The organism is Streptomyces sp. NPDC091377 (assembly GCF_044757045.1).
Classification (GTDB): Bacteria; Actinomycetota; Actinomycetes; order Streptomycetales; family Streptomycetaceae; genus Streptomyces.
The window spans coordinates 905,004-930,332 of sequence record NZ_JBIVUE010000001.1 but is presented as its reverse complement, the minus strand read 5'-3'; the positions used below and the strand labels follow the sequence as shown (position 1 = coordinate 930,332).

27 protein-coding genes and 1 pseudogene are annotated in these 25,329 nt (G+C 71.0%); 14 read left to right on the top strand and 14 right to left on the bottom strand.

Annotation, left to right across the window (positions count from 1 at the left end; all coding sequences use genetic code 11):
- The 4 genes and pseudogenes from ACIQNG_RS04120 to ACIQNG_RS04105 form a co-directional block, all read left to right on the top strand.
- Window positions 1-149 (top strand): annotated as a pseudogene (locus ACIQNG_RS04120) (ABC transporter); the annotation flags it as partial.
- On the top strand, window positions 146-937 hold the full coding sequence (locus ACIQNG_RS04115) for an ABC transporter permease (protein ID WP_401482495.1): 792 nt from the start codon (window positions 146-148) through the stop codon (window positions 935-937). The pseudogene ACIQNG_RS04120 and the gene ACIQNG_RS04115, both read left to right, overlap by 4 nt.
- Before the next feature lie 140 nt (window positions 938-1,077).
- Entirely contained in the window at window positions 1,078-2,094 is a 1,017-nt protein-coding gene (locus ACIQNG_RS04110) for a DUF4097 family beta strand repeat-containing protein (RefSeq protein ID WP_401482494.1), read from the top strand.
- Window position 2,095: 1 nt separating this feature from the next.
- Window positions 2,096-3,199 carry a helix-turn-helix transcriptional regulator gene (locus ACIQNG_RS04105; protein ID WP_401482493.1) on the top strand — a complete coding sequence of 368 codons (1,104 nt, stop codon included), beginning with the start codon at window positions 2,096-2,098 and terminating at the stop codon, window positions 3,197-3,199.
- A gap of 64 nt (window positions 3,200-3,263) precedes the next feature.
- Here ACIQNG_RS04105 and ACIQNG_RS04100 read toward each other — a convergent pair whose 3' ends face one another.
- The 4 genes from ACIQNG_RS04100 to ACIQNG_RS04085 all read right to left on the bottom strand — a co-directional run bounded on the left by ACIQNG_RS04100 (window position 3,264) and on the right by ACIQNG_RS04085 (window position 6,570).
- The gene (locus ACIQNG_RS04100) at window positions 3,264-3,827 is read right to left on the bottom strand and encodes a Clp protease N-terminal domain-containing protein (RefSeq protein ID WP_401482525.1); all 564 of its coding nucleotides are present in this window, start codon (window positions 3,825-3,827) and stop codon (window positions 3,264-3,266) included.
- Window positions 3,827-4,036 carry a helix-turn-helix domain-containing protein gene (locus ACIQNG_RS04095; RefSeq protein WP_382692900.1) on the bottom strand — a complete coding sequence of 70 codons (210 nt, stop codon included), beginning with the start codon at window positions 4,034-4,036 and terminating at the stop codon, window positions 3,827-3,829. The genes ACIQNG_RS04100 and ACIQNG_RS04095 overlap by 1 nt, the downstream gene beginning before the upstream one ends.
- An 87-nt stretch (window positions 4,037-4,123) precedes the next feature.
- A complete protein-coding gene (locus ACIQNG_RS04090; protein ID WP_401482492.1) occupies window positions 4,124-5,086 on the bottom strand; it encodes a zinc-binding dehydrogenase in 963 nt (320 codons plus the stop codon).
- Window positions 5,087-5,349: 263 nt separating this feature from the next.
- Window positions 5,350-6,570, bottom strand: coding sequence for an NADP-dependent malic enzyme (locus tag ACIQNG_RS04085; RefSeq protein ID WP_401482491.1), 1,221 nt, complete (start codon window positions 6,568-6,570; stop codon window positions 5,350-5,352).
- Between the two features lie 653 nt (window positions 6,571-7,223).
- Between ACIQNG_RS04085 and ACIQNG_RS04080 the strand changes: the two genes are divergently transcribed.
- From ACIQNG_RS04080 to ACIQNG_RS04070, 3 genes are read left to right on the top strand one after another with little or no spacing between them, the layout of a single operon-like run.
- On the top strand, window positions 7,224-8,201 hold the full coding sequence (locus ACIQNG_RS04080) for an ABC transporter substrate-binding protein (protein WP_401430056.1): 978 nt from the start codon (window positions 7,224-7,226) through the stop codon (window positions 8,199-8,201).
- A 53-nt stretch (window positions 8,202-8,254) separates the two neighbouring features.
- A complete protein-coding gene (locus tag ACIQNG_RS04075) occupies window positions 8,255-9,193 on the top strand; it encodes an amino acid ABC transporter permease (protein ID WP_401430054.1) in 939 nt (312 codons plus the stop codon).
- Window positions 9,190-9,996, top strand: coding sequence for an amino acid ABC transporter ATP-binding protein (locus ACIQNG_RS04070; RefSeq protein ID WP_401430052.1), 807 nt, complete (start codon window positions 9,190-9,192; stop codon window positions 9,994-9,996). Before ACIQNG_RS04075 ends, ACIQNG_RS04070 begins: the two co-directional genes overlap by 4 nt.
- 84 nt (window positions 9,997-10,080) lie before the next feature.
- Here ACIQNG_RS04070 and ACIQNG_RS04065 read toward each other — a convergent pair whose 3' ends face one another.
- The gene (locus ACIQNG_RS04065) at window positions 10,081-10,857 is read right to left on the bottom strand and encodes a class I SAM-dependent methyltransferase (protein WP_401430050.1); all 777 of its coding nucleotides are present in this window, start codon (window positions 10,855-10,857) and stop codon (window positions 10,081-10,083) included.
- A gap of 100 nt (window positions 10,858-10,957) precedes the next feature.
- Between ACIQNG_RS04065 and ACIQNG_RS04060 the strand changes: the two genes are divergently transcribed.
- Window positions 10,958-11,587 carry a CGNR zinc finger domain-containing protein gene (locus tag ACIQNG_RS04060; protein ID WP_401482490.1) on the top strand — a complete coding sequence of 210 codons (630 nt, stop codon included), beginning with the start codon at window positions 10,958-10,960 and terminating at the stop codon, window positions 11,585-11,587.
- Here ACIQNG_RS04060 and sodX read toward each other — a convergent pair.
- A complete protein-coding gene (gene sodX, locus ACIQNG_RS04055) occupies window positions 11,491-11,925 on the bottom strand; it encodes a nickel-type superoxide dismutase maturation protease (RefSeq protein WP_401482489.1) in 435 nt (144 codons plus the stop codon). The two genes, ACIQNG_RS04060 and sodX, sit on opposite strands and share 97 nt — an antisense overlap.
- A gap of 145 nt (window positions 11,926-12,070) precedes the next feature.
- On the opposite strand from sodX, the gene sodN reads away from it, so the two are divergent.
- A complete protein-coding gene (gene sodN, locus ACIQNG_RS04050) occupies window positions 12,071-12,466 on the top strand; it encodes a superoxide dismutase, Ni (RefSeq protein ID WP_401430044.1) in 396 nt (131 codons plus the stop codon).
- Window positions 12,467-12,680: 214 nt separating this feature from the next.
- Window positions 12,681-13,418 carry a VOC family protein gene (locus ACIQNG_RS04045; protein ID WP_401482488.1) on the top strand — a complete coding sequence of 246 codons (738 nt, stop codon included), beginning with the start codon at window positions 12,681-12,683 and terminating at the stop codon, window positions 13,416-13,418.
- 329 nt (window positions 13,419-13,747) lie between these two features.
- Here ACIQNG_RS04045 and ACIQNG_RS04040 read toward each other — a convergent pair whose 3' ends face one another.
- From ACIQNG_RS04040 to ACIQNG_RS04010, 7 genes are all read right to left on the bottom strand, one after another.
- Window positions 13,748-15,025, bottom strand: a complete 1,278-nt coding sequence (locus ACIQNG_RS04040) for an RNA polymerase sigma factor (protein ID WP_401482487.1) — start codon at window positions 15,023-15,025, stop codon at window positions 13,748-13,750.
- A 7-nt stretch (window positions 15,026-15,032) separates the two neighbouring features.
- Window positions 15,033-15,446, bottom strand: a complete 414-nt coding sequence (locus tag ACIQNG_RS04035) for a YciI family protein (protein ID WP_401430038.1) — start codon at window positions 15,444-15,446, stop codon at window positions 15,033-15,035.
- A gap of 260 nt (window positions 15,447-15,706) precedes the next feature.
- On the bottom strand, window positions 15,707-15,997 hold the full coding sequence (locus tag ACIQNG_RS04030; RefSeq protein WP_401482486.1) for a hypothetical protein: 291 nt from the start codon (window positions 15,995-15,997) through the stop codon (window positions 15,707-15,709).
- Window positions 15,998-16,052: 55 nt separating this feature from the next.
- On the bottom strand, window positions 16,053-16,637 hold the full coding sequence (locus ACIQNG_RS04025) for a dihydrofolate reductase family protein (protein ID WP_401482485.1): 585 nt from the start codon (window positions 16,635-16,637) through the stop codon (window positions 16,053-16,055).
- A 159-nt stretch (window positions 16,638-16,796) separates the two neighbouring features.
- Window positions 16,797-17,408, bottom strand: a complete 612-nt coding sequence (locus ACIQNG_RS04020; protein ID WP_401482484.1) for a GNAT family N-acetyltransferase — start codon at window positions 17,406-17,408, stop codon at window positions 16,797-16,799.
- A gap of 235 nt (window positions 17,409-17,643) precedes the next feature.
- Complete coding sequence (locus ACIQNG_RS04015; RefSeq protein WP_401482524.1) at window positions 17,644-18,672, bottom strand: family 2 encapsulin nanocompartment cargo protein polyprenyl transferase; 1,029 nt, start codon at window positions 18,670-18,672, stop codon at window positions 17,644-17,646.
- Between the two features lie 493 nt (window positions 18,673-19,165).
- On the bottom strand, window positions 19,166-20,572 hold the full coding sequence (locus ACIQNG_RS04010) for a family 2B encapsulin nanocompartment shell protein (RefSeq protein ID WP_401482483.1): 1,407 nt from the start codon (window positions 20,570-20,572) through the stop codon (window positions 19,166-19,168).
- Between the two features lie 347 nt (window positions 20,573-20,919).
- On the opposite strand from ACIQNG_RS04010, the gene ACIQNG_RS04005 reads away from it, so the two are divergent.
- Both ACIQNG_RS04005 and ACIQNG_RS04000 read left to right on the top strand, forming a co-directional pair.
- A complete protein-coding gene (locus ACIQNG_RS04005) occupies window positions 20,920-21,510 on the top strand; it encodes an N-acetylmuramoyl-L-alanine amidase (protein ID WP_401482482.1) in 591 nt (196 codons plus the stop codon).
- Window positions 21,511-21,534: 24 nt separating this feature from the next.
- On the top strand, window positions 21,535-22,461 hold the full coding sequence (locus ACIQNG_RS04000; protein WP_401482481.1) for a 1-aminocyclopropane-1-carboxylate deaminase/D-cysteine desulfhydrase: 927 nt from the start codon (window positions 21,535-21,537) through the stop codon (window positions 22,459-22,461).
- Between the two features lie 198 nt (window positions 22,462-22,659).
- On the opposite strand, the gene ACIQNG_RS03995 is transcribed toward ACIQNG_RS04000, so the two are convergent.
- Complete coding sequence (locus ACIQNG_RS03995; protein WP_401430026.1) at window positions 22,660-24,258, bottom strand: Na+/H+ antiporter; 1,599 nt, start codon at window positions 24,256-24,258, stop codon at window positions 22,660-22,662.
- A gap of 62 nt (window positions 24,259-24,320) precedes the next feature.
- On the opposite strand from ACIQNG_RS03995, the gene ACIQNG_RS03990 reads away from it, so the two are divergent.
- Window positions 24,321-24,581, top strand: coding sequence for a UBP-type zinc finger domain-containing protein (locus ACIQNG_RS03990; protein WP_401430024.1), 261 nt, complete (start codon window positions 24,321-24,323; stop codon window positions 24,579-24,581).
- 326 nt (window positions 24,582-24,907) lie between these two features.
- Window positions 24,908-25,321, top strand: coding sequence for an anti-sigma regulatory factor (locus ACIQNG_RS03985; RefSeq protein WP_030784224.1), 414 nt, complete (start codon window positions 24,908-24,910; stop codon window positions 25,319-25,321).
- The last annotated feature ends 8 nt before the right edge of the window (window positions 25,322-25,329 follow it).

Genomic DNA, 25,329 nt, shown 5'->3' with positions numbered 1-25,329 from the left:
TCCTCGACCAACTCGACACCCACCACATCGAAGCCGACGAACTCACCCTCCACACCCCCGACCTCGACGACGTCTTCTTCGCCCTCACCACCCCCACCACCACCCCCGACCAGACCGGCACCAACCACCCCAAGGAGAACGTCCGATGAGCGCCCTCACCCTCGCCGTACGCGACTCGACCACGATGCTCCGCCGCAACCTGCTGCACGCCTGGCGCTACCCGTCCGGAACCCTGAATCTGCTGCTCACGCCGATCATGATGCTGCTGCTCTTCGTCTACATCTTCGGCGACGTCATGAGCGCGGGCATCGGCGGCGGTGGAGCGGACCGCTCCCTGTACGTCTCCTACATCGTCCCGGGCATCCTCCTGATGACCATCGGCAGCACCGTGATCGGGGCCGCGGTGCACATCTCCATGGACATGTCCGAGGGCCTCATCGCCCGCTTCCGCACCATGGCCATCCACCGAAGCGCCGTGGTCGTCGGGCACGTCGTCGGCAGCGTTCTGCAATGCGTGATGAGCGTGGTCCTCGTCGGTGCCGTCGGGGTGGCCATCGGCTTCCGGTCCACGGACGCCACCGTCCTGGAGTGGCTGGCGGCGTTCGGGCTGGTGACGCTGTTCGCCCTGGCGCTCACCTGGATCGCCGTCGGGATGGGCATGGCCAGCCCCAACCCCGAGGCGGCCGGCAACGCGGCCATGCCGCTGATCCTGCTGCCGCTGGTCTCCAGCGCCTTCATCCCGGCCGGGACGATGCCGGGCTGGTTCCAGCCGATCGCCGAGTACCAGCCCTTCACCCCGGCCATCGAGACCCTGCGCGGCCTGCTCCTCGGCACCGAGATCGGCCACAACGGGTGGATCACGATCGCCTGGTGCGTCGGCCTGACCGTGCTCGGCCACCGCTGGTCGACGGCCCGGTTCAACCGTGACCCGAAGTAGTGGTCGGGGCGCGACAGTCTTGACTTTCCGTGTCCGCGATATATCGTGTTTCTCAGTGAACACGATATGGCGTGTGTCGTGTCGGGGGTATGTCCGTCCGGTCCCGTGCGCGGTCCGGCCCGGTCGAGGAGGTCTGCACCATGTCCGAGTGGTCCGTCGCGGAGCCCAGGAAGCTCACCTTCGACGAGCCCGTGAGTGAACTCCAGGTACGCATCGTCAACGGAACGGTGAACGTCGTGGGGACCGACGAGAGTTCCGCCCGCCTGGAGATCTCCGACATCGAAGGCCCGCCCCTGCTGGTCACCCAGCAGGAGGGCGCGCTCACGGTGGCCTATGAGGACCTGCCCTGGAAGGGCTTCCTCAAGTGGCTCGACCGCAAGGGCTGGCGCCGCAGCGCGGTCGTCTCCCTGGCCGTGCCGGCGGGCACCCGCGTGGAGGTCGGCGTGGTGAGCGCCACCGCCATGGTGTCGGGGATCGACGGCCGAGCCGAGGTGAGAGGCATCTCCGGCGACACCACGCTCGTCGGGCTCACCGGCCCGGTGCGCGCCGACACGGTCTCCGGCAGCCTGGACGCCCAGGCGCTCAGCGGAGACCTGCGGTACAACTCGGTGTCCGGGGATCTCACCGTGGTCGAGGCCGGTTCCTCGGTGAAGGCCGATTCGGTGAGCGGCTCGATGATCGTGGACCTGGATCCGGCGAGCCGCCCCACGGACATCAGCCTCACCAGCGTCTCCGGCGAGATCGCCATCCGGCTGCCGCAGCCGGCCGACGCCGAGGTGGAGGCCAACACCGCGAGCGGTCATGTCTCCAACGCCTTCGAGGATCTGCGGGTCAGCGGCCACTGGGGCGCCAAACGCATCACCGGCCGCCTGGGCGCGGGCAACGGCCGGCTGAAGGCCACGACGATCTCCGGCTCCATCGCCCTGCTCCGCCGCCCGGCCGCGGAGGAGGAGCCGTGGGACGTGGGCCCGCACCAGAGGGAGGACGAGGAGCCGCCCCGCGCGGACATGGTCAACGACAGCGCCGACCATGACACTTCACGCGACGACTCGGGGGAAACATCGGGGGACGAACCGAGGGACAATGCCGCTTCCGGCCCGGACACCGGCGACAGCGCGGACCCGGCCGACGGCACGACCGACAAGAAGGTGCTCTGACATGCCCCCCGTCTTCGCACACGGCCGCCTCCGCCTCTATCTGCTGAGGCTGCTCGACGAGGCCCCCCGCCATGGCTACGAGGTGATCCGCCTCCTTGAGGAGCGGTTCCAGGGGCTGTACGCGCCGTCGGCGGGCACGGTCTACCCGCGGCTGGCCAAGCTGGAGGCCGAGGGTCTGGTCACCCACACCACCGAGGGCGGCCGGAAGGTGTACGCGATCACCGACGCGGGCCGTGCCGAGCTGGCCGACCGCAGCGGTGAACTGGCCGATCTGGAGCTGGAGATCCGCGACTCCGTGGCGGAGCTGGCCTCCGAGATCCGGGCCGATGTGCGCGGTGCGGCGGGGGATCTGCGGCGCGAGATGCAGGCGGCGGCGAGCGAGGCCCGGCGGGGCACCCGCTCAGGGCCGGGCGAGGACGGGGACGACGGGGATCCGGGCGGCCTCGGGGACTTCGGGGACTTCGCCGAAAAGGAGTCGTGGCGGGCCGCGAAGGAGGAGATGCGCCGCGTGAAGCAGGAGTGGAAGGAGCAGGCCCGCCGCGCCAAGGACGAGAGCCGGCGGGCGCGCGAGGAGGCCCAGCGGGCCCGGCGTCAGGCCAAGGAGGCCCAGGACCGGGCGCGCGCCCAGGCGCAGGAGGAGGTGCAGCGCATCGCCCGGCGGGTGCAGGAGCAGGTGCAGGACCACTTCACGCGCGGCGACTGGCCGACCGGGGTGCGGGAGGGTCTCACCGAACTGGCCAAGGAGTTCGGCGAGTTCGGAAAGGACTTCGGCAAGGAGTTCGGCAAGGACATCGGGCGGGACTTCGGCCGGGACTTCGGTTTCGGCCGCGGTGGGGGCCCGGCGAAGTCGGCCCCGCAGGAGGAGGCCGAGTACGGCGAGACCCCGGAGGGCTTCCCCGCGGACTACGAGCCGACCTGGGCCCATGAGTCGCCCACCGGTGACCCGGCCCGCGACCTGGACCGCCTCCTGGACCGCTTCCGCGACGACATCCGCGACACGGCCCGCGACCGCGGTGTCACCGAGGACCAGCTCCGCGACGCCCGCCGCCATCTCTCCACGGCGGCGGCCCATATCGGGGCGCTGCTGAGAACACCGAAGGTGTAGCCCCGTAGCCCGCCCGGCCCGCACAGTCCCTCGCCCCCGGGGAGGGAGGGGACTGTGCCCGGCGTCAGCCCGCCTTGGCCTCTCCCCCGCCCCCCAGCACCCGGGACACCGACTCGAAGGTCACCCCGTGGTCGGCGAGCAGTTCGGCGACGACACCCTTCTGAGTGGTGAGGGCGAGCAGGATGTGTTCGTCGCCGATGTTGCGCGCCCGGCGGGCGACCGCGATCCGCAGGGACTGCTCCAGGACGTCCTTGGCCCCACGGCTGAAGGTGCGACGGCCGCCCCACCAGCCCTTGTCCTGACGGTCCCCGGCCATCGCGCCCACCCCGTGGACCTCCTCGACCCGGGAGACGATCTCGGTGACATCGATCCCGAGGCCGGCGAGGGCGTCGGTCTCGGCCTTGGAGAGTCCGGCCCGGCGCCGCGCCTCGGCCAGCGCGTCATGGAGGCTGTCCCTACGGTCGTCGAGCCCGAGGGCGGTGAGCACGAAGGTGCCCTTTCCGCCGGAGCGTTCGATCATCGCCAGCAGCAGATGTTCGACCTCGACGGTCCTGGCACCCGACCGCTCGCAGGCATCGACCGCACCCGTGACGACGGCGCGGGCATCCTTGGTGAACCGTTCGAACATCATCGCCTCCCGTACTTCTTGTGCACGGCCTGTCTGCTGACCCCGAGTTCCGCGGCGATCTCCTGCCACGACCACCCCTGATTGCGCGCACTGCGCACCTGCACCGCTTCGAGCTGTTCCAGCAGCCTGCGCAGCGCGGCGACGGCTCGCAGTCCGACCCGTGGATCGCGATCGCCCGCGCGCTGGGCGAGATCCGTTGCTTCCGTCATACCGTCAACCTACATTGACACAGCGCACGCGTCAACCACAGTTGACATGAGGCCGAGGCCGACGGCTGATCGGGGTCAGTCTCGGGGTCAGTTGCTGAGCACGATCTTCCCGAACAGCCCCCCGGACTCCATCCGCTCGAACCCTTCGCGGGCGCGGTCCATGGGCAGCACCTCGTCGATGACGGGCCGGACTCCCGTGGCGGCGCAGAAGGCGAGAAGATCCTCCAGTTCGTCCTTGGAGCCCATGGTGGAGCCGACGATCTTCAGTTCGAGGAAGAAGACCCGGGTCAGTTCGGCGTGCGAGGGGCGGTCCCCGCTGGTGGCACCGGAGATGACGAGGGTGCCGCCGGGCCGTAGGGACTTCACGGAGTGGGACCAGGTGGCCGCGCCGACGGTCTCGATCACCGCGTCCACGCGCTGCGGCAGCCGCGCCCCCGGCTCCACGGCCTCGACCGCGCCGAGTTCCAGCGCCCGGGTGCGTTTGGCCTCGTCGCGGCTGGTGGCGAAGACCCGCAGTCCGGCGGCCTTGCCGAGCACGATCGCGGCCGTGGCGACCCCACCGCCCGCGCCCTGGACGAGGACCGAGTCACCGGGCCGTACCCCGGCGTTGGTGAACAGCATGCGGTACGCCGTCAGCCAGGCGGTGGGCAGACAGGCCGCCTCGGCGAAGGACAGTTCCTTCGGCTTGGGCAGTACGTTCCAGGTGGGGACGGCGACCTGATCGGCGAAGGTGCCCTGGTAGCGCTCGGTCAGGATCGAGCGGGGTTCCCGGGGGCCGACCCCGTGGCCGGTCTGGCCGATGACGGAGTGCAGGACGACCTCGTTGCCGTCCTGGTCGACCCCGGCGGCGTCACAGCCGAGGATCATCGGCAGCCGGTCCTGCGGGAGACCGACGCCGCGCAGGGTCCACAGGTCGTGATGGTTGAGGGAGGCGGCCCTGACATCGATGAGACTCCAGCCGGGCCGGACCTCGGGAGCGGGCCGCTCCCCCAGTTCGAGCCCGGCGAGCGGCTGGTCACGGTCGATACGGGCGGCGTAGACAGCGAACATGCGGCTGACGATAGGTTCCCGTCCCCCGGTAAGGAACCACCCCCCGCTGTGACCCATCCCCACTTGCCACCCCGGGGGGCGCGAGGAACCGCGCACCGAACAGACCCGCCATCACCGATCAGACCCGCCGCCACCGAACAGACCCGCCCCCCAGGGGAGCCCCCCCTCACCCGAACGGGCGCTTGGGTGGGCAGGGGTTCGGCCTCGCCCGGACGCCGGACGAGGCCAAGGCAACGCGAGACAGGCCGACGTGCCCCGCGGGCTCAGCGCCGGGCGACCCCGTCGGCCCGCGCCGCCGCGGCGACAGCCGCCGTCACCGCCGGTGCGACCCGCTCGTCGAACGGCGAGGGGATGACGTAGGACGCGGACAGGTCGTCCCCGACCACGCCCGCGAGGGCCTCCGCCGCGGCGAGCTTCATGCCCTCGGTGATCCGGGAGGCCCGCACCTGGAGCGCCCCGGCGAAGATGCCCGGGAACGCCAGCACGTTGTTGATCTGGTTCGGGAAGTCCGACCGCCCGGTGGCGACCACGGCCGCGTACTTGTGGGCGACCTCGGGATGCACCTCGGGATCCGGGTTGGCCATGGCGAAGACGAACGCGCCCGGCGCCATGGAGGCGACCGCGGCCTCCGGGACCGTACCGCCGGAGACGCCGATGAAGACGTCCGCGCCGGCGAGGGCCGACCCCAGTGATCCGCTCAGCCCGGCCTTGTTGGTGAAGGAGGCGACCTCGCGCTTGACCTGGGTGAGGTCGTCCCGGTCGGCCGAGACGACACCCTTGCGGTCGGTCACCGCCACGTCCCCGATCCCGGCGTCGATCAGGATCTTCGCGATGGCGACCCCGGCCGCTCCGGCGCCCGAGATCACGGCCCGCAGTTCCCCGAGGGCCCGGCCGCTGAGCCGCGCGGCGTTGCGCAGCGCCGCCAGTGTGACGACCGCGGTGCCGTGCTGGTCGTCATGGAAGACCGGGATGTCGAGGCGCTCCTGGAGCTTGCGCTCGATCTCGAAGCACCGGGGTGCCGCGATGTCCTCCAGGTTCACCCCGCCGAAGGAGGGCGCGAGCCGCACCACGGTCTCGACGATGTCGTCCACGTCCGTGCAGGCGAGCGCGATGGGCACCGCGTCCACGCCGCCGAACTGCTTGAACAGGATCGCCTTGCCCTCCATCACCGGGAGGGACGCCTCGGGACCGATGTCGCCGAGGCCGAGGACCGCCGTACCGTCGGTCACGACGGCGACGACGGACGATTTCCACGTGTAGTCGTTGACAAGGTCGGGCTGCTCGGCGATGGCGCTGCACACTTTCGCGACGCCGGGCGTGTATGCGAGGGACAGGTCGTCCTTGTCGCGGACCGGCACGGTGGCCTGCACAGCCATCTTGCCGCCGCGGTGCAGCGCGAACGCCGGGTCGAAGGAATCGAGGGGCTCCCCGGTTTCCTGATCCGTGGTTCCGGCGCTGCGAGGATTGACGATCTCCGCTGCCACTTGTGTGACCCCTTAGCTGTTCATGTTTGAGGGTGGGCCGCCTCTGGTCCAAGAGGCGGGCGGGACCGTGTACGGCCCTGTGATGCGTACGGGCGTACACGACGAGCGCGCCGCACACGCGCTCTGAGCCCCGGATGAGGGGTGTGAAGAACCTTCTTACCGGACGACCGGCGCCCCGGACGAGTCCATACCGCGAAGGTCACATGCATCACGTGAGGATCACGGGGCGGCGCCCCGACTCATCCGTGAATATCGTGACAAGGTCCGAGCAAACTCCCACCGAATGCCGCATTTCCCGGCAAAACCGGGAACCGGCCCTTCACAGGACGGGAGTCGCCGAAGATCTTCCGGTCGGAGGCGGGGATTCCCGAAGATGGTCCGGCCGTGATGTACCGGAGTGGTGCGGTTCGGGGGTGACCCGTTATCCGATTTTGACATGACTGGCCCCCTGAATGCCCCAGTCCAAATGGCAAGATGCCGTAATCACACGTGGTCGCGACACTCGAAGGCGCGTGCCACCACGTGCGAGGGCGCGCGATTGTTCGCGTGCACGGGACGATCTGTTCGGACGCGATCTGTTTCAGTCGCGATCTGTTCCGGATCCGTTCCGGACGACCCATCGGCACCCCATCCATCCGCCGGAGGAACCCACCATGACCGCAAGCACCACCCGTCGTACGACCGCCACCCGCACGCGGCTGGCCGCGGTCGGCTCGATCGCGGTCGCAGGCGCCCTGCTCCTCACCGGCTGCGGTGACCAGACGGGCAGCGGCGGCGGTTCGGAGAGCAAGGAGAGCAAGGACTCCGGCTCCTCCGCGGCGGCGGCCCCGCTGGCCGACAAGCTGCCCCAGGCGATCCGCGACAAGGGCGTCATCAAGGTCGGCTCGGACATCGCGTACGCGCCGGTCGAGTTCAAGGACGAGGCCGGCAAGACGGTCGGAATCGACCCGGACATCGCCGCCGCCCTGGGCAAGCAGCTCGGGGTGACCTTCGAGTTCGAGAACGGCACCTTCGACACCCTCATCACCGGTCTGCGCTCCAAGCGCTACGACATCGCGATGTCGGCGATGACGGACACCAAGGACCGTCAGGAGGGCATCGACTCCGACACCGGGAAGAAGGTCGGCGAGGGCGTCGACTTCGTCGACTACTTCACCGCCGGTGTCTCGATCTACACCAAGAAGGGCGACGACCAGGGCATCAAGACCTGGTCCGACCTGTGCGGCAAGAAGATCGTGGTGCAGCGCGGCACGGTCTCCGAGGACCTCGCCAAGGCCGAGGCGAAGAACTGTCCGAGCGGTGAGAAGCTCTCCATCGAGGCGTTCGACAACGACCAGCAGGCCCAGACCCGGCTGCGCGCGGGCGGTGCCGACGCCGGTTCGTCCGACTTCCCGGTGGCCGCGTACGCGGTGCAGACCTCGGGCGGCGGCAAGGACTTCGAGCTGGTCGGCGAGCAGGTGGACGCGGCGCCGTACGGCATCGCGGTCGCCAAGGACAACACCCAGCTGCGGGACGCGCTCAAGGCCGCCCTGGACGCGGTGATCGCCGACGGCGAGTACAAGAAGGTCCTGGAGAAGTGGGGTGTCTCCGAGGGCGCCGTGACCGCGGCGACGGTCAACGGCGGCAAGTGACCGCGTCCGGCCCTGAGCAGGCACCGACAAGCGGGCACTGAAAGGCAACACCCGTGACTGTTGACATCGACAAGACGGACGGGCCGGCGGGCACCCCGCCGGCCGGCCCGGGGGCCATCAAGGCCATTCCGGTCCGTCACTACGGGCGCTACGTCACAGCGGTGGTCGCCCTGGCCCTGCTGGGCAGCGTCGTGTACGCGTTCTCCCAGGGCAAGATCAACTGGGGCGCGATCCCGGACTACTTCTTCGACGACCGGATCCTCGACGGCGTCGGCAAGACGCTGCTGCTGACCGTGCTGTCCATGGCGATCGGCATCTTCGGCGGCATCCTGCTGGCCGTCATGCGGCTGTCGAAGAACCCGGTGACGTCGTCCATAGCCTGGTTCTACATCTGGTTCTTCCGGGGTACGCCGGTCCTGGTGCAGCTCGTGGTCTGGTTCAACCTGGGCCTGGTCTTCGAGTTCATCAACCTCGGCCCGTTCTACCGGGACGAGTGGTCGGACTTCATGACCCCGTTCCTGACCGCGCTGCTGGGCCTCGGCCTGAACGAGGCCGCGTACATGGCGGAGATCTGCCGTGCCGGTCTGCTCGCGGTCGACGAGGGCCAGACCGAGGCGTCGCACGCGCTGGGCATGAGCCATGCCAAGACCCTGCGCCGGATCGTGATCCCGCAGGCGATGCGGGTGATCGTGCCGCCGACGGGCAACGAGGTCATCAACATGTTGAAGACGACCTCACTGGTGTCGGTGGTGCAGTACTCCGAGTTGTTCCGGGTGGCCCAGGACATCGGCCAGACCTCCGGCGCCCCGGCCGAGATGCTCTTCCTCGCCGCGGCCTGGTATCTGCTGCTGACCTCCATCTTCAGCGTCGGCCAGTACTACCTGGAGCGGTACTACGCCCGGGGCTCCAGCCGCCAGCTGCCCCCGACACCGATGCAGAAGGTGCGGGCGAACCTGCTGTCGCTCGGCCGCCCGAAGGGAGGCGCGGCATGACCCGCAAGACCAACGGCGGCCCGTCCGCGGCGCGGTCCGCCGACACGCCCATGGTGAGGTCCGAGGGCGTGCACAAGTCCTTCGGCCCGCTCCAGGTGCTCAAGGGCATCGACCTGGAGGTGAAGTCGGGCGAGGTGTTCTGTCTGATCGGCCCCTCCGGCTCCGGCAAGTCCACCTTCCTGCGCTGCATCAACCATCTGGAGCAGATCAACGCCGGACGGCTCTACGTCGACGGCGAGCTGGTCGGCTACCGCCAGAAGGGTGACAAGCTCTACGAGCTGAAGGACAGCGAGGTCGCGCTGAAGCGCCGGGACATCGGCATGGTCTTCCAGCGCTTCAACCTGTTCCCGCACATGACCGCGGTCGAGAACATCATCGAGGCCCCGGTCCAGGTCAAGGGCGAGTCCAGGGGCCGGGCCCGGGAGCGCGCGATGCAGCTTCTGGAGCGGGTGGGGCTCGGCGACAAGGCGCGCAGCTACCCCTCGCAGCTCTCCGGCGGCCAGCAGCAGCGGGTGGCCATCGCCCGGGCGCTCGCCATGGAGCCCAAGCTGATGCTCTTCGACGAGCCGACCTCGGCCCTGGACCCGGAGCTGGTCGGTGATGTCCTCGACGTCATGCGCGATCTGGCCGAGTCCGGGATGACGATGATCGTCGTCACCCACGAGATGGGCTTCGCCCGTGAGGTCGGCGACAGCCTGGTCTTCATGGACGGCGGCGTGGTCGTGGAGTCCGGCAACCCGCGCGACGTCCTGACGGACCCGCAGCACGAGCGGACGAAGGCGTTCCTGTCCAAGGTGCTGTAGCCGTACGCAGGTACGAGGTCAGGGGCGGTACGGAGTTCTCCGTACCGCCCCTGACGTCTGGGCGCGCGGGCGCTCGACCGCGGGTCACTTCAGGGCGAGCAGCAGGGTGTCCGAGGGTGAGCACCAGACGGGGCGGGCCTCGGCGAAGCCGGCCTCGCGCAGGACGCGGGCGTGCCATTCGACGGAGGGGGTGTCGCCCTCGGCGTGCTCGCCGTAGATCTCGAAGCGGCGGGCGGTGGGCGCGGCGAGCACCGGGTCCTCGGCGGCCAGTCGCCACCAGGCGGCCCAGTCGACGGCTCCGGCGGCCTTGGCCTGTTCCATCCGCTCGTGGCGCTGGGCGCGCTCGGCCGCGTTGATCCTCGGGGTGCTCGGGTCGGTCATGTGGTCGGCGTTCATGAAGACGCCGCCGTCCGCGACGAGCCCCGCGAGCCGGCCGTAGAGGGCCGCGAGGGGTTCGCGGTGCAGCCAGTGCAGGGCGGTGGCGGTGAGGACGGCGTCGTAGGAGTCGTGGGGCAGTGCGGCCGGCCAGTCCGGGTCCTTGAGGTCGGCGGTGACGAGGGTGACCCGGTCGTCCCCGGCGAAGGTGCCCTCGGCGATGGCGAGCAGGGCCGGGTCGAGGTCGACGCCGGTGCTGACGGCGCCGGGGAAGCGGTCGAGGAGGCGGGCGGTGATGGAGCCGGTGCCGCAGGCGAGGTCGAGGACGCGGGGGGTGCGGCCGACGAGGGCCTCGACCATGTCCAGCATCACCCGGAAGCGTTCCTCGCGGTCGGGCAGGTACCACTCCTGCTGGCGGTCCCAGCTGGCCTGCCAGCCCTGCCAGTCGGTGCCGGTTCCCGCGGTCCCGGTGTCGGTGTCCGTCATCGATGCCCTCCGTCACGTCCCATGCGTAATACCCTGGATGCAGGACCGGCTGTTACCCCGACCGCATGACGACCCTAAAGCCCCTCCGTAAGGACTACAAGTGGAACTGGCCTATTACTCGGATTACGCCGTGCGGCTCGTCAACAGCGAGGAGCCGGACCGGGGCAAGGACGCGCTGACCACGGTGGAGGCCGTCCGTGACCTGTTCGGCGGCAACCAGTCGGCGGCACGCAGGGCCACCGAGGCGGATGTCACCCGGTTCCGGGCGGTCCGGGGCCGGCTGCGGTCGGTCTTCGAGGCGGCGGACGCGGGCGACGAGACGCTCGCCGTGGACCTGCTGAACTCCCTGCTCCTGGAGTTCCCGGTCAGCCCCCAGATCTCCGGCCACGACTTCCGCGACGACGACGGCCGCCCGCTGTGGCACATGCACCTGGCCGACCACCCCTCGAACGCCACCGCGGGCTACGCGGCCATCGCGGCGATGGGCCTGGCCTTCCACCTCACCGAGCACGGCGTGGACCGGCTGGGCCTGTGCGAGGCGCCCCCGTGCCGCAACGCCTATCTCGACACCTCCACCAACCGCTCCCGCCGCTACTGCTCCGACCGCTGCGCCACCCGCGCCAACGTGGCCGCCTACCGGGCCCGCAAGCGCCTGGAGGCCGACCGGACCGACAGCACGGGGCGGGCGGCCGAGAGCGCCCAGCGCAGCACCGTGAACGGCCCGCGCTGACGGTCGGCGAAGGGCCGGTACCGGAAGCGGACCCGCCCGAGCACCAGTTCCTCGGGCACGGTGCCGTAGTCGGTGCTGTCACCACCGGCGTAGGTGTTGTCGCCCAGCACCCACCACCCGCCGTCCCGCCGCTCCGCGGCCCGCTTGACGACCAGCAGGTCCTGCTGGAACGGATGACGCAGCACCACCACGTCCCCGGCCCTGACCCGGGCGCCGTAATGCACCAGGAGCCGGTCCCCGTGACGCAGCGTGGGCACCATCGAGGGCCCGGTCACCTCGGCCAGCCCGAAGGGCAGCACGACGCCCCTGCGCTCGGTCTCCTGCGACAGCTCCGGCATCCCCGGCACCTCCCCGCTCCGATCCTCCACCAGTCTCCGTCTGACCCCCGACTTTTGTCCTAAGCCCATGGGGCCACTCGCGAAAACCCTTCCCGCAGGGAGTAATGTCCCACCTGAGAAGACGATCACGAGGAAGGAATGCTCCATGCTTTCCCGCCTGTTTGCCCCCAAGGTCAAGGTCAGCGCGCACTGCGACCTGCCCTGTGGCGTGTACGACCCGGCCCAGGCCCGCATCGAGGCGGAGTCCGTGAAGGCCGTCCAGGAAAAGATGGCCGCCAACGACGACCCGCACTTCCAGGCGCGTGCCACCGTCATCAAGGAGCAGCGCGCGGAGCTGGCCAAGCACCACGTCTCCGTGCTCTGGAGCGACTACTTCAAGCCGCCGCACTTCGAGAAGTACCCCGAACTGCACCAGCTGGTGAACGAGACCCTGAAGGCCCTCTCGGCCGCCAAGGGCTCCACCGACCCGGCGACCGGCCAGAAGGCGCTGGACCACATCGCCCAGATCGACAAGATCTTCTGGGAGACCAAGAAGGCTTGATCCACCAGATCGGCCCTCCTGGCCTGCGGCCCCTGGACCGCACTGCCCTCGGAGCCGCACCCGGCCCCCGCCCCGCCGCCCACGGCGGACTCGGGCGGTCCGGGTGCGGCTCTGTTTCGGTGGGTCGGGAGTCCCGGGGCGGGGCGGCGGGCGGGACGGGACTGTGGCACGGAACGCCTCCGTCCACGCGCCGGGCCCGCTTACTCTCGGCCTCATGACCATCCGCTGGACATATGCCTTCATCGACCGGCCCATCGACCAGTTCGACCGGGCCTGTGCCTTCTGGACCGCCGTCACCGACACCCGTACGTCCCGACTCAGGGGTGAGCAGCGGGAGTTCACCACCCTGCTGCCGGGGCAGGACGCCGACGCCTGTGTGAAGGTGCAGGGCGTGACCTCCGGCGGCGGGGCGCACATCGACTTCTCCGTGGACGACGTGGCCGACTTCACCGGGCGCGCGATGCGCGGCGGCGCGGAGGTCGTCGCGGGGCACGCGGGGTGGGCCGTACTGCGCTCACCGGCCGGTCAGACGTTCTGCGCGGTGCCCTGGCACGGGGAGAAGGTCCGGCCGCCCGTGGTGCGCGGCACCCGCCTGGACCAGGTCTGTGTGGACATCCCGCCGTACGCGTACGCCGCCGAGATCGACTTCTGGTCCGAGTTGCTCCCCGGCTGGGAGTCCGTCCCGGGGTCACTCCCCGAGTTCCATGTGCTCACCCCGCCCGGTCGTCTGCCGATCCGGGTGCTGCTCCAGCGTCTGGACACCGCCGACCAACCGCTCGGCGCCCATCTCGACCTGGCCTGCGCCGACATCGATGCCACCGCCGCCGCCCACGAGGCGCTGGGCGCGACCCGGGTACGGCAGGGCGCGCACTGGAGCGTGCTGCGCGACCCGGCGGGCGGCACGTACTGCCTCACCGGCCGCGACCCGGAAACGGGCGGGCTGCCGCGCTAGCTGGGGAAAACGGTGCTGCTGCTCGGCGGGGCCGAGCGGGGTCCGGTGCGGGTGGCCGCAGGGCGGAGGGGGCGGCGGCGTGGAGCGCCGGCAACCTCTCCCGGACAAGGCACCTAGGGTCTGTCGTTTGGATCAGCCTGGCTATGAGGAAACGGTGCTGCTCGGTCGGCCCGAGCGGGGTCTGGTGCGTGGAGATGCAAGGCGGAGGAGGGCGGCGACGCGGAGCGTCGGCAACCGACGACAACGCCGCAGGGGGTGCCCCCACGCCTTTCGGGCAGTGGGGGAGCGTGCCAGACCCCGCGACGCCGGGATGATCCAAACGACAGGCCCTAGGGCCGTACGTCTCCCTGCCCGTCCCGTTCGGGCTGCCTCAGGCGGGCCGCCCGGGACAGCAGGTAGCGGCGTTCGGGCATGCTGAGGGTGCGGGCGGCGGCGGACTCGTAGGCGGCGCGGGCCGCGCCGTACTCCCCCGCCCGCTCCAGCAGATGACCGCGGACGGCGTCGGGGCGGTGGCCCCGCCCGGGGTCGCCCGGGTCCGCCGCGGTCAGCGCGTCCACCTCCGCCAGTCCGGCGCGCGGTCCGTGGACCATCGCCACCGCGACCGCCCGGTTGAGCCGTTCGACCGGCCCGGGGACCAGGCGGACGAGGATGTCGTACAGGCCGAGGATCTCCCGCCAGTCGGTCGCGTCGGCGGTCGGCGCCTCGTCGTGGACGGCGGCGATGGCCGCGCGGAGCTGGTACGGACCCGGCCGGCCCCGCTCCAGCGCCCGGGTGACCAGCTCGACGCCCTCCTCGATCTCCGCCTTGTCCCAGCGGCCCCGGTCCTGTTCGTCCAGCGGCACCAGATCGCCGTCGGGTCCGGTCCGCGCGTCCCGGCGGGCGTCGGTCAGCAGCATCAGGGCGAGCAGCCCGGCGACCTCGGAGTCGTCGGGCAGCAGCCGGTGCACGGTACGGGTCAGCCGGACCGCCTCCCCGGCCAGTTCGCGGCGCTGGAGGTGCGGGCCGGAGGTCGCCGTGTAGCCCTCGTTGAAGATGAGGTAGAGGGTGTGCAGCACGGCGGGCAGCCGCCCGGCCCAGTTCCCCGGGCGCCCGAGGCTCACCCCGCGCAGCTTGCGCTTGGCCCGGCTGATCCGCTGCGCCATGGTCGCCTCGGGCACCAGACAGGCACGGGCGACCTCAGCCGTGGTCAGCCCGCCGACCGCGCGCAGGGTGAGCGCGATCTGCGTGGACGCGGTCAACTCGGGGTGGCAGCAGAGGAAGAGCAGGGTGAGGGTGTCGTCCTCGCGCGGCGCGCGCTCCGCGCCCGGCGGCGGTGCCGTGAACGTGTCGCGCGGCGCCAGCGCGACCACCTGCTCCTCGCGCCGCCGCCGTGCCTCCTCGCTGCGCAGTGTGTCGGTCAGCCGCCGTGCGGCCACCTTGATGAGCCACCCCCGCGGATTCTCCGGAACCCCCCGCTGCGGCCACTGCCCCGCCGCCGCGATCAGCGCCTCCTGCACGGCGTCCTCGGCGGCGTCGAAATGCCCGTACCGCCGCACCAGCGCACCGAGCACGGAGGGCACCAGATCGCGCGCGGCGCGCAGGGCCCCGGACTCCGCCTCCCGTTCCACGCCCGCCTCAGATGTCCCCGGAACCGTCCAGGACGGGCCGGATCTCCACCGGGTACACGGGGGCACCGGCGGGCTGCGGGCAGGCGGCGATCCGGGCCGCGATCTCGGTGACCCGGTCCAGGCTCGCGCAGTCCAGCACCCAGTAGCCCGCCAGCATCTCCTTCGTCTCGCCGTACGGCCCGTCCGTCACGACCGGCTTGCCGCCCTCGCCGAGGGAGACATGCCGGACCTGGTCGGGGGCGCCCAGCCCCGCCGCGTCGACCAGCTCACCGCTCTCGGCGAGGTCGTTGTTCAGCGCGCCCATGAAGGCGTACATCGCGTGGAGGTCCTTCTCGTCCCACGCCGGGGAGTGCGCCGAGGCCCGGCCCTCCATCGCGTCGTAGTCGATCTGCGCGCCCTGCACCATGACCAGGTACTTCATCGTTCCGCTCCTTCGACTCGGCCACCCTCGCCGGGCGGCTCTCACCGGGGACGTCGGAGCCGGATCGGGATTCTCGACACGGGCGGGGAAAGTTTTTCCGGGCCGATCTGCCGGGCCGATCTGCCGGGTCGTTCTTCCGGGCCGATCTTCCCGCTTCCGGGGCGATCTTCCCGGCCGTCGTCGCGGGCCGCGCCGCGCCGCGCCAGGGGTCTTCTACGGCCTTCTCCCGCCTTCTACGACCTTCTGCGCTGGTGCGGGTCTCATCGGGTCCGGGGGCCGGAGGTCTTCGGCCCGGAGGGCGCAGCGTGTGTCGTGCCGGGCGGCGGAGCCGGGGCCCCGGCCGGAGACCTCGCCCCGGTGGCCGGTACCTCCGCCCCGGGCGCGGGTCCCTGTCCCCGCTCCGCCTCGTCCTCGACGTACGCCGCGCATCCGGAGTTCCGGCACGGCCCCGCGACCCACTGCGGGACCCACGCGCCCAGCGTCTTGTGGCGCCGGACGACCGTTTCCACTGACTGTCCGCAGACGGGACAGACGTGCCCTTCGCTGTCCATGCCCCCAGCGTAGGGCGGGTACCGGCGCCCCGCTCCCCGCCGGACGGCGACAGGTTCAGCGCTTCCTGGTGTACGTCCGCACCAGCACCCCGTTGCCGAAGCCGCGCACCGACCCCAGCGTGAACGCGGCGAGATCCGTCACACCGCCGAACATCGGCATACCGGAGCCGTAGACGACCGGGTAGGTCTTGATGACCAGCTCGTCGACCTCCGGGAACAGCTCGCCGGCGATCCGCGCGCCGCCGCACAGATAGATACCGAGCCCGCCCTCCTCCGCCTTCAGCTCGCGCATCCAGCCGAGGACGTCACCGCCGATGATCTCGACGTCCGGGTCCGGGGACTCCTTCAGCGTGCTGGACGCGACGTACTGCCTCATATGGGCGTACGGGCTGGTGATGCCCTCCTGAAGGGCGAGGTCGTAGCTGCCGCGGCCCTGGATGATCGTGTCGTAGTGCTTGTTCGCCAGATGGTCGTTGCCCGTGGCCCTGCGGACGTGGGTGGGCAGGGTCTCCGGGAACTCCTCGGCGAGATACGCGAGGAACTCCTCGTCCACATAGGACATCATCGCCGTGGCGTCGCCCGTCGGGTCCCCGATGAACCCGTCGAGGGAGCAGGCGATGTAGTACGTGAGCTTGCGCAAACCGGTCTCTTATCTCTTGACGACTGTGACGTACCGGCTCGGTGTCCCCGCGAAGCGGAGCACTACGGCCGGACCACTTCATTTATAGTACTCCGGCCGTAGTGGTTGCAAGCTCTTATCGGCACGCTTCTGGTGGCACGGCTCTGGTGGCACGCCTTTTCAGAGTGCTCGTGGTTCCCGCCACATCGGCCACATCAGCGGCCCGTCCGGCAGCCGCAGCGGTTCGCCGATGACCGCGAAGCCCAGTCGCGCGTACAGATCACGGCTGCGGGCGTTGCTCGCCTCCAGATACGCGGGCACCCCGTCACGGTCGCAGCGCTCCAGCACCGTGCCGATCAGCGCGCTGCCGACGCCCTGCCCCTGCCGCTCCGGCGAGACGCCGACCATCCACAGGTATGCGTGCGCCCGGCCCGAGGGATGGATCCCGGCGGTGAGGTTGGCGATCTCCTCCACGCGCGCGTTGTCGGGATCCACCACCGCGCGCAACTGCGCGGCGTCGTCGCCGCCCTCGGGGTCCTGGCCGTCATGGCCGTCCCCGTCCGGTACGGAGAGCCACAGCGCGCAGGCCGACCCGTCCTCGGCGAGGTCGATCCGGCCCTCCGCCATCACGATGTCGGTGAAGGCGCCCACCAGCCGGTGATGGGTCTCGCGCCGGTACGTCTCGTCGGGGAACACCCAACTGCTCACCGGGTCCTGCTGGAACGCCTGGTCCAACAGCCGGACGATCACTTCCCGGTCGTTCGCCCCCGCCGTCCGAACCGCCACGCCCATGGCCGCCCCCTTCGTCTCAACACACGTCGTCACTCTCGCGGTTGAAGACTAATGACAGGGGCGGGCCCCGCACATCGTGGGGTTGTGCGGGACCCGCGGGGCCGGAGCCCCGGAGCCGTGCGGTGCCAGGATCCGCACGGTCCCGGGAACCCCGGGGAACACCCGGCGCCCACCTGGAGCGCCGCACCGGCCACGGCGTCACGCACCGGCCCCGGACAGCCCACCTGACCGTGTCTCAGCTGGTGCGCCGGGTCACGAACTCCGCCAGCGACAGCAGACCGTCCGCCGCCTCCGGGTCCGGGATCGCACGGGCCAGTTCGCCCATCGCGCGGGCCATCCAGTCCGCCGCCTCGCTCTGCGCCCAGTCACGGCCACCGGCGCGCTCGACGGCCAGCACCGTGCGCTCCAGGTCGCGAGGGTCGTACGGCGCCCCGTACAGCGCGGCCAGTTCGGCCGCCGCCGGGGTCCCCGAGGTGAGCGCGGCGACCACCGGCAGGGACTTCTTACGGGCGGCGAGATCCGCGCCGGCCGGCTTGCCGGTGCGGCCCGGGTCGCCCCAGATGCCGATGACGTCGTCGATCAGCTGGAAGGCGAGCCCGGCGGCCCGGCCGAACGCGTCCAGCGCCTCGACCTCCTCGTCCCCGGCGCCCGCGTACAGCGCGCCGATCGCGCACGCGGAGCCGAGCAGCGCGCCGGTCTTGGCCTCGGCCATGGTGAGTACCTCGCCGAGGGTGACCTCGTCGGGGCTTCTGCTCTCCATCGCCGTGTCCAGGTGCTGGCCCTCGCACAGCTCGATCACGCACAGGGCGAGCCGGGCGGCGGCCCGCGAGGACGCCGGGTGCGGGTCCTGCGCGAGCAACCGCATCGCCAACGCCTGGAGGGCGTCGCCGGTGAGTATGGCGTCGGCGTCGCCGAACACGGTCCACGCGGTGGGCCGGTGCCGCCGGGTGGCGTCCCGGTCCATCACGTCGTCGTGCAGCAGCGTGAAGTTGTGCACCAGTTCCACCGCCGCCGCTGCCCGTACCGCGCCCGGCCGGGCGGCCGGTCCGCCGAGCGCGTCGGCGGCCGTGAGCACCAGCGCCGGGCGGATCGCCTTGCCCGCGCCGCCCTCCGCGGGACTCCCGTCGGGGTTCTCCCAACCGAAGTGGTACCGGGCCACGCGGCGTATCCCGGGCGGAAGGGTGTCGACGGCGGAGCGCAGTTCGGGGTCGACCAGCGCCCGCGTGAGGTCCAGGATCGCGGGCGCCTCACGCGCGTCGAGCAGAGCCGCGGCACCCTGCCCACCGTACGGCCCGGCAGCGTCCCGGCCGTCGCGCGAACCGGCAGCCTCCTGCCCGTTGTACGGACCGACAGCCTCCGGCTCGGCGTGCGGGCTGACACCGTCCCGCCCGTCGTACGGATCGGCACCGTCCCGCCCGTCAGGGCGCCCCGTACCGGACCTCGTACCGGGCCCCGCGGCGGGGCCGTCCTGCGTGCCTCCAAGGTCCTCCGAGGAGGTGAAGATACGGTTCCTCACCGCTTCGGCGCCGCCGCCCCACGTCACCGGGCGATCCGCTTCCCATGTCTCGCCGCTCCCTCGCGTCTCGCCGCTCCCTCGCGTCTCGCCGGTCCGCGATCCGGCGGTACGGGTCATGAACTCGGCCATCGGGTCCCCCTCGGCGGGCGCGCGCACGGTGGCACCGGGACTGCGGCCGACGGCGTACCCCACCGGTGCGTCCGCCCGGCGAGGCGGGCACCCGGCTGTGGCAGCGGGTGGGTCACTGCCAGCGGCCGATCTCGACGTTCTCCAGCACGCCGAGCGCGTCGGGCACCAGGACCGCGGCCGAGTAGTAAGCCGTGACCAGGTACTTGATGATGGCCTGCTCGTTGATGCCCATGAACCGCACCGACAGACTCGGCTCGATCTCGTCCGGGAGGCCGGACTGGCGCAGCCCGATGACCCCCTGGTCCTGCTCGCCGGTACGCATGGCGATGATCGACGTCGTACGGGCCGCGGTGACCGGGATCTTGCCGCACGGGTAGATCGGCACCCCGCGCCAGGTCGGGATGCGGTTGCCGCCGATCTCGATGGTCTCCGGGACCAGTCCGCGCCGGTTCAGCTCGCGGCCGAACGCGGCGATCGCGCGCGGGTGGGCGAGGAACAGCTTGGTGCCGCGCCGCCGGCTGAGCAGTTCGTCCATGTCGTCGGGGCCCGGCACCCCGTCGTGCGGCTGGATCCGCTGGTCGTACTCGCAGTTGTTGAGCAGTCCGAACTCACGGTTGTTGATCAGCTCGTGCTCCTGGCGCTCCTTGAGCGCCTCGACCGTGAGCCGCAACTGCTGCTCGGTCTGGTTCATCGGCTGGTTGTAGAGGTCGGCCACGCGCGAGTGGACGCGCAGCACGGTCTGGGCGACGCTCAGCTCGTACTCGCGCGGACTGGCCTCGTAGTCGACGAAGGTGTGCGGGATGTCCGGCTCGCCGGAGTGGCCGGCCGCGAGCTCGATCTCCTTCTCGCCGTACTTGTTGGTGCGCTGCACGGGGAGCGCGCGCAGCTCCCGCAGATGCTCGCGCAACGTTTCAGCACGTTCGGCGACCTGCTCGAAGTCCGCCCGTGACAACACGAGCACCGTGCAGGGTGTGTTCGCGCGGGCCGTGTACTCCCAGCTGGCGTCCGGGTCCAGCAGCGCCTGCTCGCCGAAGTAGGCGCCGTCGGCGAGTACGCCGAGCACGGCGTCGTCGCCGTACGGGCCGGTGCCGATCTTCTCGACCCGGCCGTGCGCCAGCAGATACACCTCCTCGGTCCGGTTGCCGAAGGAGGCGATCACCTCCCCCGCGGCGATCTCCATCTGGCTGCACCGCCGCGCCAGCTCCGACAGCACCTCGTCGTCCCCGTACGACCGCAGCGCGGGCAGCTCGCCCAGTTCCGCGGGGACCACCTCGACGCGGTCGCCGGTCTTCACAAACGTGATCCGTCCGTCGCCGACCGCGTAGGTCAGCCGCCGGTTCACGCGGTACGTGCCGCCCTGCACGTCCACCCACGGCAGCGTCCGCAGCAACCAGCGCGAGCTGATCTCCTGCATCTGCGGCACGGACTTGGTCGTGGTGGCCAGGTTCCGCGCCGCCGCAGTGCCCAGACTCTGCTGGGGCGTGCCCTGCTCCGCGCGGACCTCTTCGCCTACCGACATATGGAATTGCCCTCCCGGTCATGCCCGGCAGCGGACTGCGCCGGGCACCTCACTCCGCGAAGAAGCTTTCCATCACACTGCGTACTGATGCTATTACCCGAAAGAGCGGGAATGGATCACCGTGCGCCGGGGCATAGGCGAGCCCTTCGGTGAATCGAAAAGCGCCGGCGTACCCCTTCCCGTACCCGCCTGTAGCTTCCTGTGCCCGGCTGTAGCGGAATGAAACTGTCCGAATCAGCTCGCACGCTGTGCGAACAAAGGGTTCGGCGCCTGCGTATTCGGTACAAGCAGCGGTACAGGACGGCCGCGACCGGCGGTCGACGTTCCACCGCACGAAGGAGTCGGCCATGGCCCCACCCATGTCCGCGAGCAAGTTCCTCAGCACGCTCCGCGACGAAGGACTCAAGGTCGTCGAGGTCGGCGACTGGCGCGACCACAACCGCAACAGCAAGGGCCCCTGGGGTCCGGTGCACGGCGTGATGATCCACCACACGGTGACCAAGGGCAGCGCGAAGACCGTCCAGATCTGCCGGGACGGCTACGCCTCGCTGCCGGGCCCGCTGTGCCACGGTGTGATCACCAAGGACGGCCGGATCCATCTCGTGGGCTATGGCCGCGCCAACCACGCGGGCCTCGGCGACGACGACGTGCTGCGCGCCGTCATCGCCGAGAAGGGGCTCCCCGCCGACAACGAGTCGAACACCGACGGCAACACCCATTTCTACGGTTTCGAGTGCGAGAACCTCGGCGACGGCAAGGACCCCTGGCCCGCCGCGCAACTCGATGCCATCGCCCGGGCCGCGGCGGCGGTCTGCCGGGTCCACGGCTGGAACCAGCGCTCGGTCATCGGCCATCTGGAGTGGCAGCCGGGCAAGATCGACCCACGCGGCTTCACGATGTCCTCCATGCGGGACCGCATCAAGGAACGCCTGAAGTGACCAGGGCCGCCCGACCCGCCGGCGATGGCTGACAATGGCCTGGTGACCAGCCCCGATGTCGTCTCCGCGCTGCGGCCCCGGCTGCCGTCGCCGTTGGTCGAGGTGGTCGACGGGCGGTTCGCGCGGCGCGGGGTACGACTGTCGCTCAAGCGGGACGATCTGATCCACCCGGACCTGATCGGGAACAAGTGGCGCAAGCTGGCCCCGAACCTCGGCGCGGCGGCGGGCCGTACGGTGCTCACCTTCGGCGGCGCGTACTCCAACCATCTGCGCGCGACCGCCGCCGCGGGCCGGCTGCTCGGGCTGCCGACGGTCGGGGTGGTCCGCGGCCAGGAACTGGCAGACGGCCCGCCCAACCCCTCGCTCGCCCGATGCGCGGCCGACGGCATGCGGCTGCACTTCGTCGACAGATCGACGTATCGCCGCAAGGCCGAACCGGACACCCTGGCGGCGCTGCTCGCCGCCGCCGAGGCGGAGGGCGCGTACGTCGTCCCCGAGGGCGGCAGCAACGCGCGCGCGGTCCGTGGCTGCCGGGGCCTGGGTGAGGAGTTGCGGGGCGTGGCCGACGTCGTGGCGCTGGCCTGCGGCACGGGCGGCACCCTGGCGGGCCTCGCCGCCGGTCTCGCCCCTGACCAGTGGGTCCTGGGGGTGCCGGTGCTGAAGGGCGGCTTCTTGGACGCGGACGTACGGGCGCTCCAGGAGGAGGCGTTCGGGGGCCCGCGCGGGAACTGGACCCTGGACCACCGGTTCCATTGGGGCGGCTACGCGCGCGTGCCGGACGGACTCGACTCCTTCGCTGCGGATTTCGAACAGCGCCACGGAGTGCCGGTGGAGCGTCTGTATGTCGCCAAGTTGCTCCACGGACTTGTCGCCCTCGCCGAGGAGGGCGCCTTCCCGCGCGGGACCCGGCTCACGGCGGTCATCACCGGCGCCCCCTTCCCGACGGCCTGAAGACGCGGCTCATGTCCCGGCGGGGGTGGGCGCTCCTCGCGCCCCGGCGGCCTGAGGGCACCCTCGCGTCCGACGGCCTGAAGACGCTCCTCGCGCCCCGGCGGCTGGTGGGCGCTCCTCGTGCCCCGGGGGCCGGTGGGCACTCCTCGCGTCCTGGCGGCCGGTGGGCGCTCCTCGTGCCCCGGCCGAGAACGGTCCTCACGCCGACGCCTCCCGGTACGCCGCCGCCTCCTCCAGGTCCAGCCTGCGCAGCAGGGTGCGGAGCATCTCGTCGTCTATGTAGCGCAGGTCGCGCAGACGGACGAAGACGTCGCGCTCGGCGCCGATCATCTCCCGGGAGAGCCGGCGGTAGGTGTCGTCCACGCTCTCGCCGGTGACGGGGTTGGGTTGGCCAAGGCGCTCCCAGACGGAGTTCCGGCGGCGTTCCAGCACCGTGCGCAGCCGGTCGGCGAGCGGGCCCGGCAGGCTGTTGCGCTCGTCGGCGAGGAGTTCGTCCAGGCGCTCCTCGGCGGCGCGGGACGCCTGCGCCTGGGCGTTGGCCTCGGCGAGGGTCTCGGCCTGGCTGTCCTTGCCGGGCAGCCGCAGCAGCCGGATCAGCGGGGGCAGGGTCAGTCCCTGGAGGACGAGGGTGCCGATGACGGTCGTGAAGGTCAGGAAGAGGATCAGGTTGCGGCCGGGGAAGGGTTCGTCGTTGTGCAGGGTGACCGGGATGGAGAAGGCGATGGCGAGCGAGACCACCCCGCGCATCCCGGCCCAGGAGATGACGAACGCCCCCTTCCAGGTCGGGTTCGCCTCCCGTTCGCGTACGCGCGCGGAGAGGATCCGTGGGAGGAAGGTCGCCGGATACACCCACACGAACCGTGTGGCGACGACCACCAGGAAGATCACGACGGCGTACCACGCGGCGTCGGCCCCCTGGTACGCGCCGAGGCCGCGCAGCACCACCGGTAGCTGGAGTCCGATGAGCGCGAAGACCGCCGACTCCAGGACGAAGGCGACCATGCGCCACACCGCGTCCTCCTGGAGGCGGGTCGCGAAATCGACCTCCCACGCGCGATGTCCGAGATACAGCGCGACCACGACGACCGCGAGCACCCCGGAGGCGTGCACCTGTTCGGCGACCGCGTAGGCGGCGAACGGGATCAGCAGCGACAGCGTGTTCTGGAGCAGGGCTTCCTTGAGGTGGATGCGCAGCCAGTGGATCGGGAACATCAGCAGGATCCCGATCCCGACGCCGCCGACCGCCGCGATCAGGAACTCCAGGATGCCGCCCGCCCAGCTGGCCCCCTCGCCGACCGCCGCCGCGACGGCAACCCGGTAGGCGGTGATCGCGGTGGCGTCGTTCACCAGGGACTCGCCCTGGAGGATGGTGGTGATCCGGGACGGCAGCCCGACCCGGCGCGCGACGGCCGTCGCCGCGACCGCGTCCGGCGGCGCCACCACCGCGCCCAGCACCAGCGCCGCCGTCAGCGGCAGCCCCGGCACCAGCAGATAGGCGGCGTACCCGACGACGAGCGTCGCGAAGAGCACGTATCCGACGGAGAGCAGCGCGACCGGTCTGAGCTGGGCGCGCAGGTCGAGATACGAGCTGTCGGTGGCGGCGGTGTGCAGCAGCGGCGGCAGCAGCAGCGGCAGCACGATGTGCGGGTCGAGGGTGTACGAGGGCACCCCCGGCACGTACGACACGGCCAGGCCCGCCGTCACCAGGAGCAGCGGGGCCGGCACCGGAGTGCGCCGGCCGGCCGCGGCGATCGCGGCGCTGCCCGCCACCAGCAACAGCAGCGGCATCACGTCCATCCGTCATCCCCGACCTTCGTTTTCCGCGCGGTCACCCGCACACCCGTCGTAATCTGGCAATCATGAAACAGTGCACGCACGCCGACGCGCTGCCGCACCCGGAACCCGCCCCGCTCAGTGAGACATGTCTGGAGTGTCTTGCCGAGGGGACGGAGCCGGTGCACCTGCGGCTGTGCCTCTCCTGCGGTCACGTCGGCTGCTGCGACTCCTCGCCGGGCCGGCACGCGACCGCGCACTACAAGGAGTCCGGTCACCCGATCATGCGCACGTTCGAACCCGGCGAGAGCTGGCAGTGGTGCTTCGTGGACCATGTCCTGGTGTGACCCCTGACCGACTCCGGGTGACCGGGGGCGGACGCTGTGTGATCCGCGACCGGTCGCGCGTGATCCGCGCCAGGTCCGGATCGAGGACGGTTCGACTGTCTGACGTCTGGGTACGTCAATCCGGCGCGCGCTCTTCCCATTTGGGCCCGCGAGACCCCTAGCCACGGAGCGTATCCGAAGGTTTACTATGAGTGACAGCAAGGGGTTGGGGTCCCGGGGACAGGACTGATGAGGGCGCGATAGCGTCACCGCTGTACACCACATCGCGTTACCCCCCGGGGGGCGACCCTCGGCCCCGAACAGCTTGTACCACCTTGGAGGTGAGGGTGTCCCAGATCGCAGGCGAGCCCGCGACCCAGGACTTCGTGGAAGTCCGGCTGCCGGCCGCGGGTGCCTACCTGTCGGTGCTGCGGACGGCCACGGCCGGCCTCGCGGCCCGTTTGGACTTCACCCTGGACGAGATCGAGGACCTGCGCATCGCGGTGGACGAGGCTTGCGCGATCCTGCTCCAGCAGGCCGTGCCCGGCTCCGTGCTGAGCTGTGTCTTCCGGCTCGTGGACGACTCGCTGGAGGTCACCGTCTCGGCGCCGACCACGGACGGTCACGCCCCCGCGCGGGACACCTTCGCCTGGACCGTCCTGTCCGCCCTCGCGGGCAAGGTCTCCTCCGCCGTGGACGACGACAAGACCGTTTCGATCAGCCTGTACAAACAGCGCGGCGCGGGACCCGGGCCGGCGTGAAGGACGGG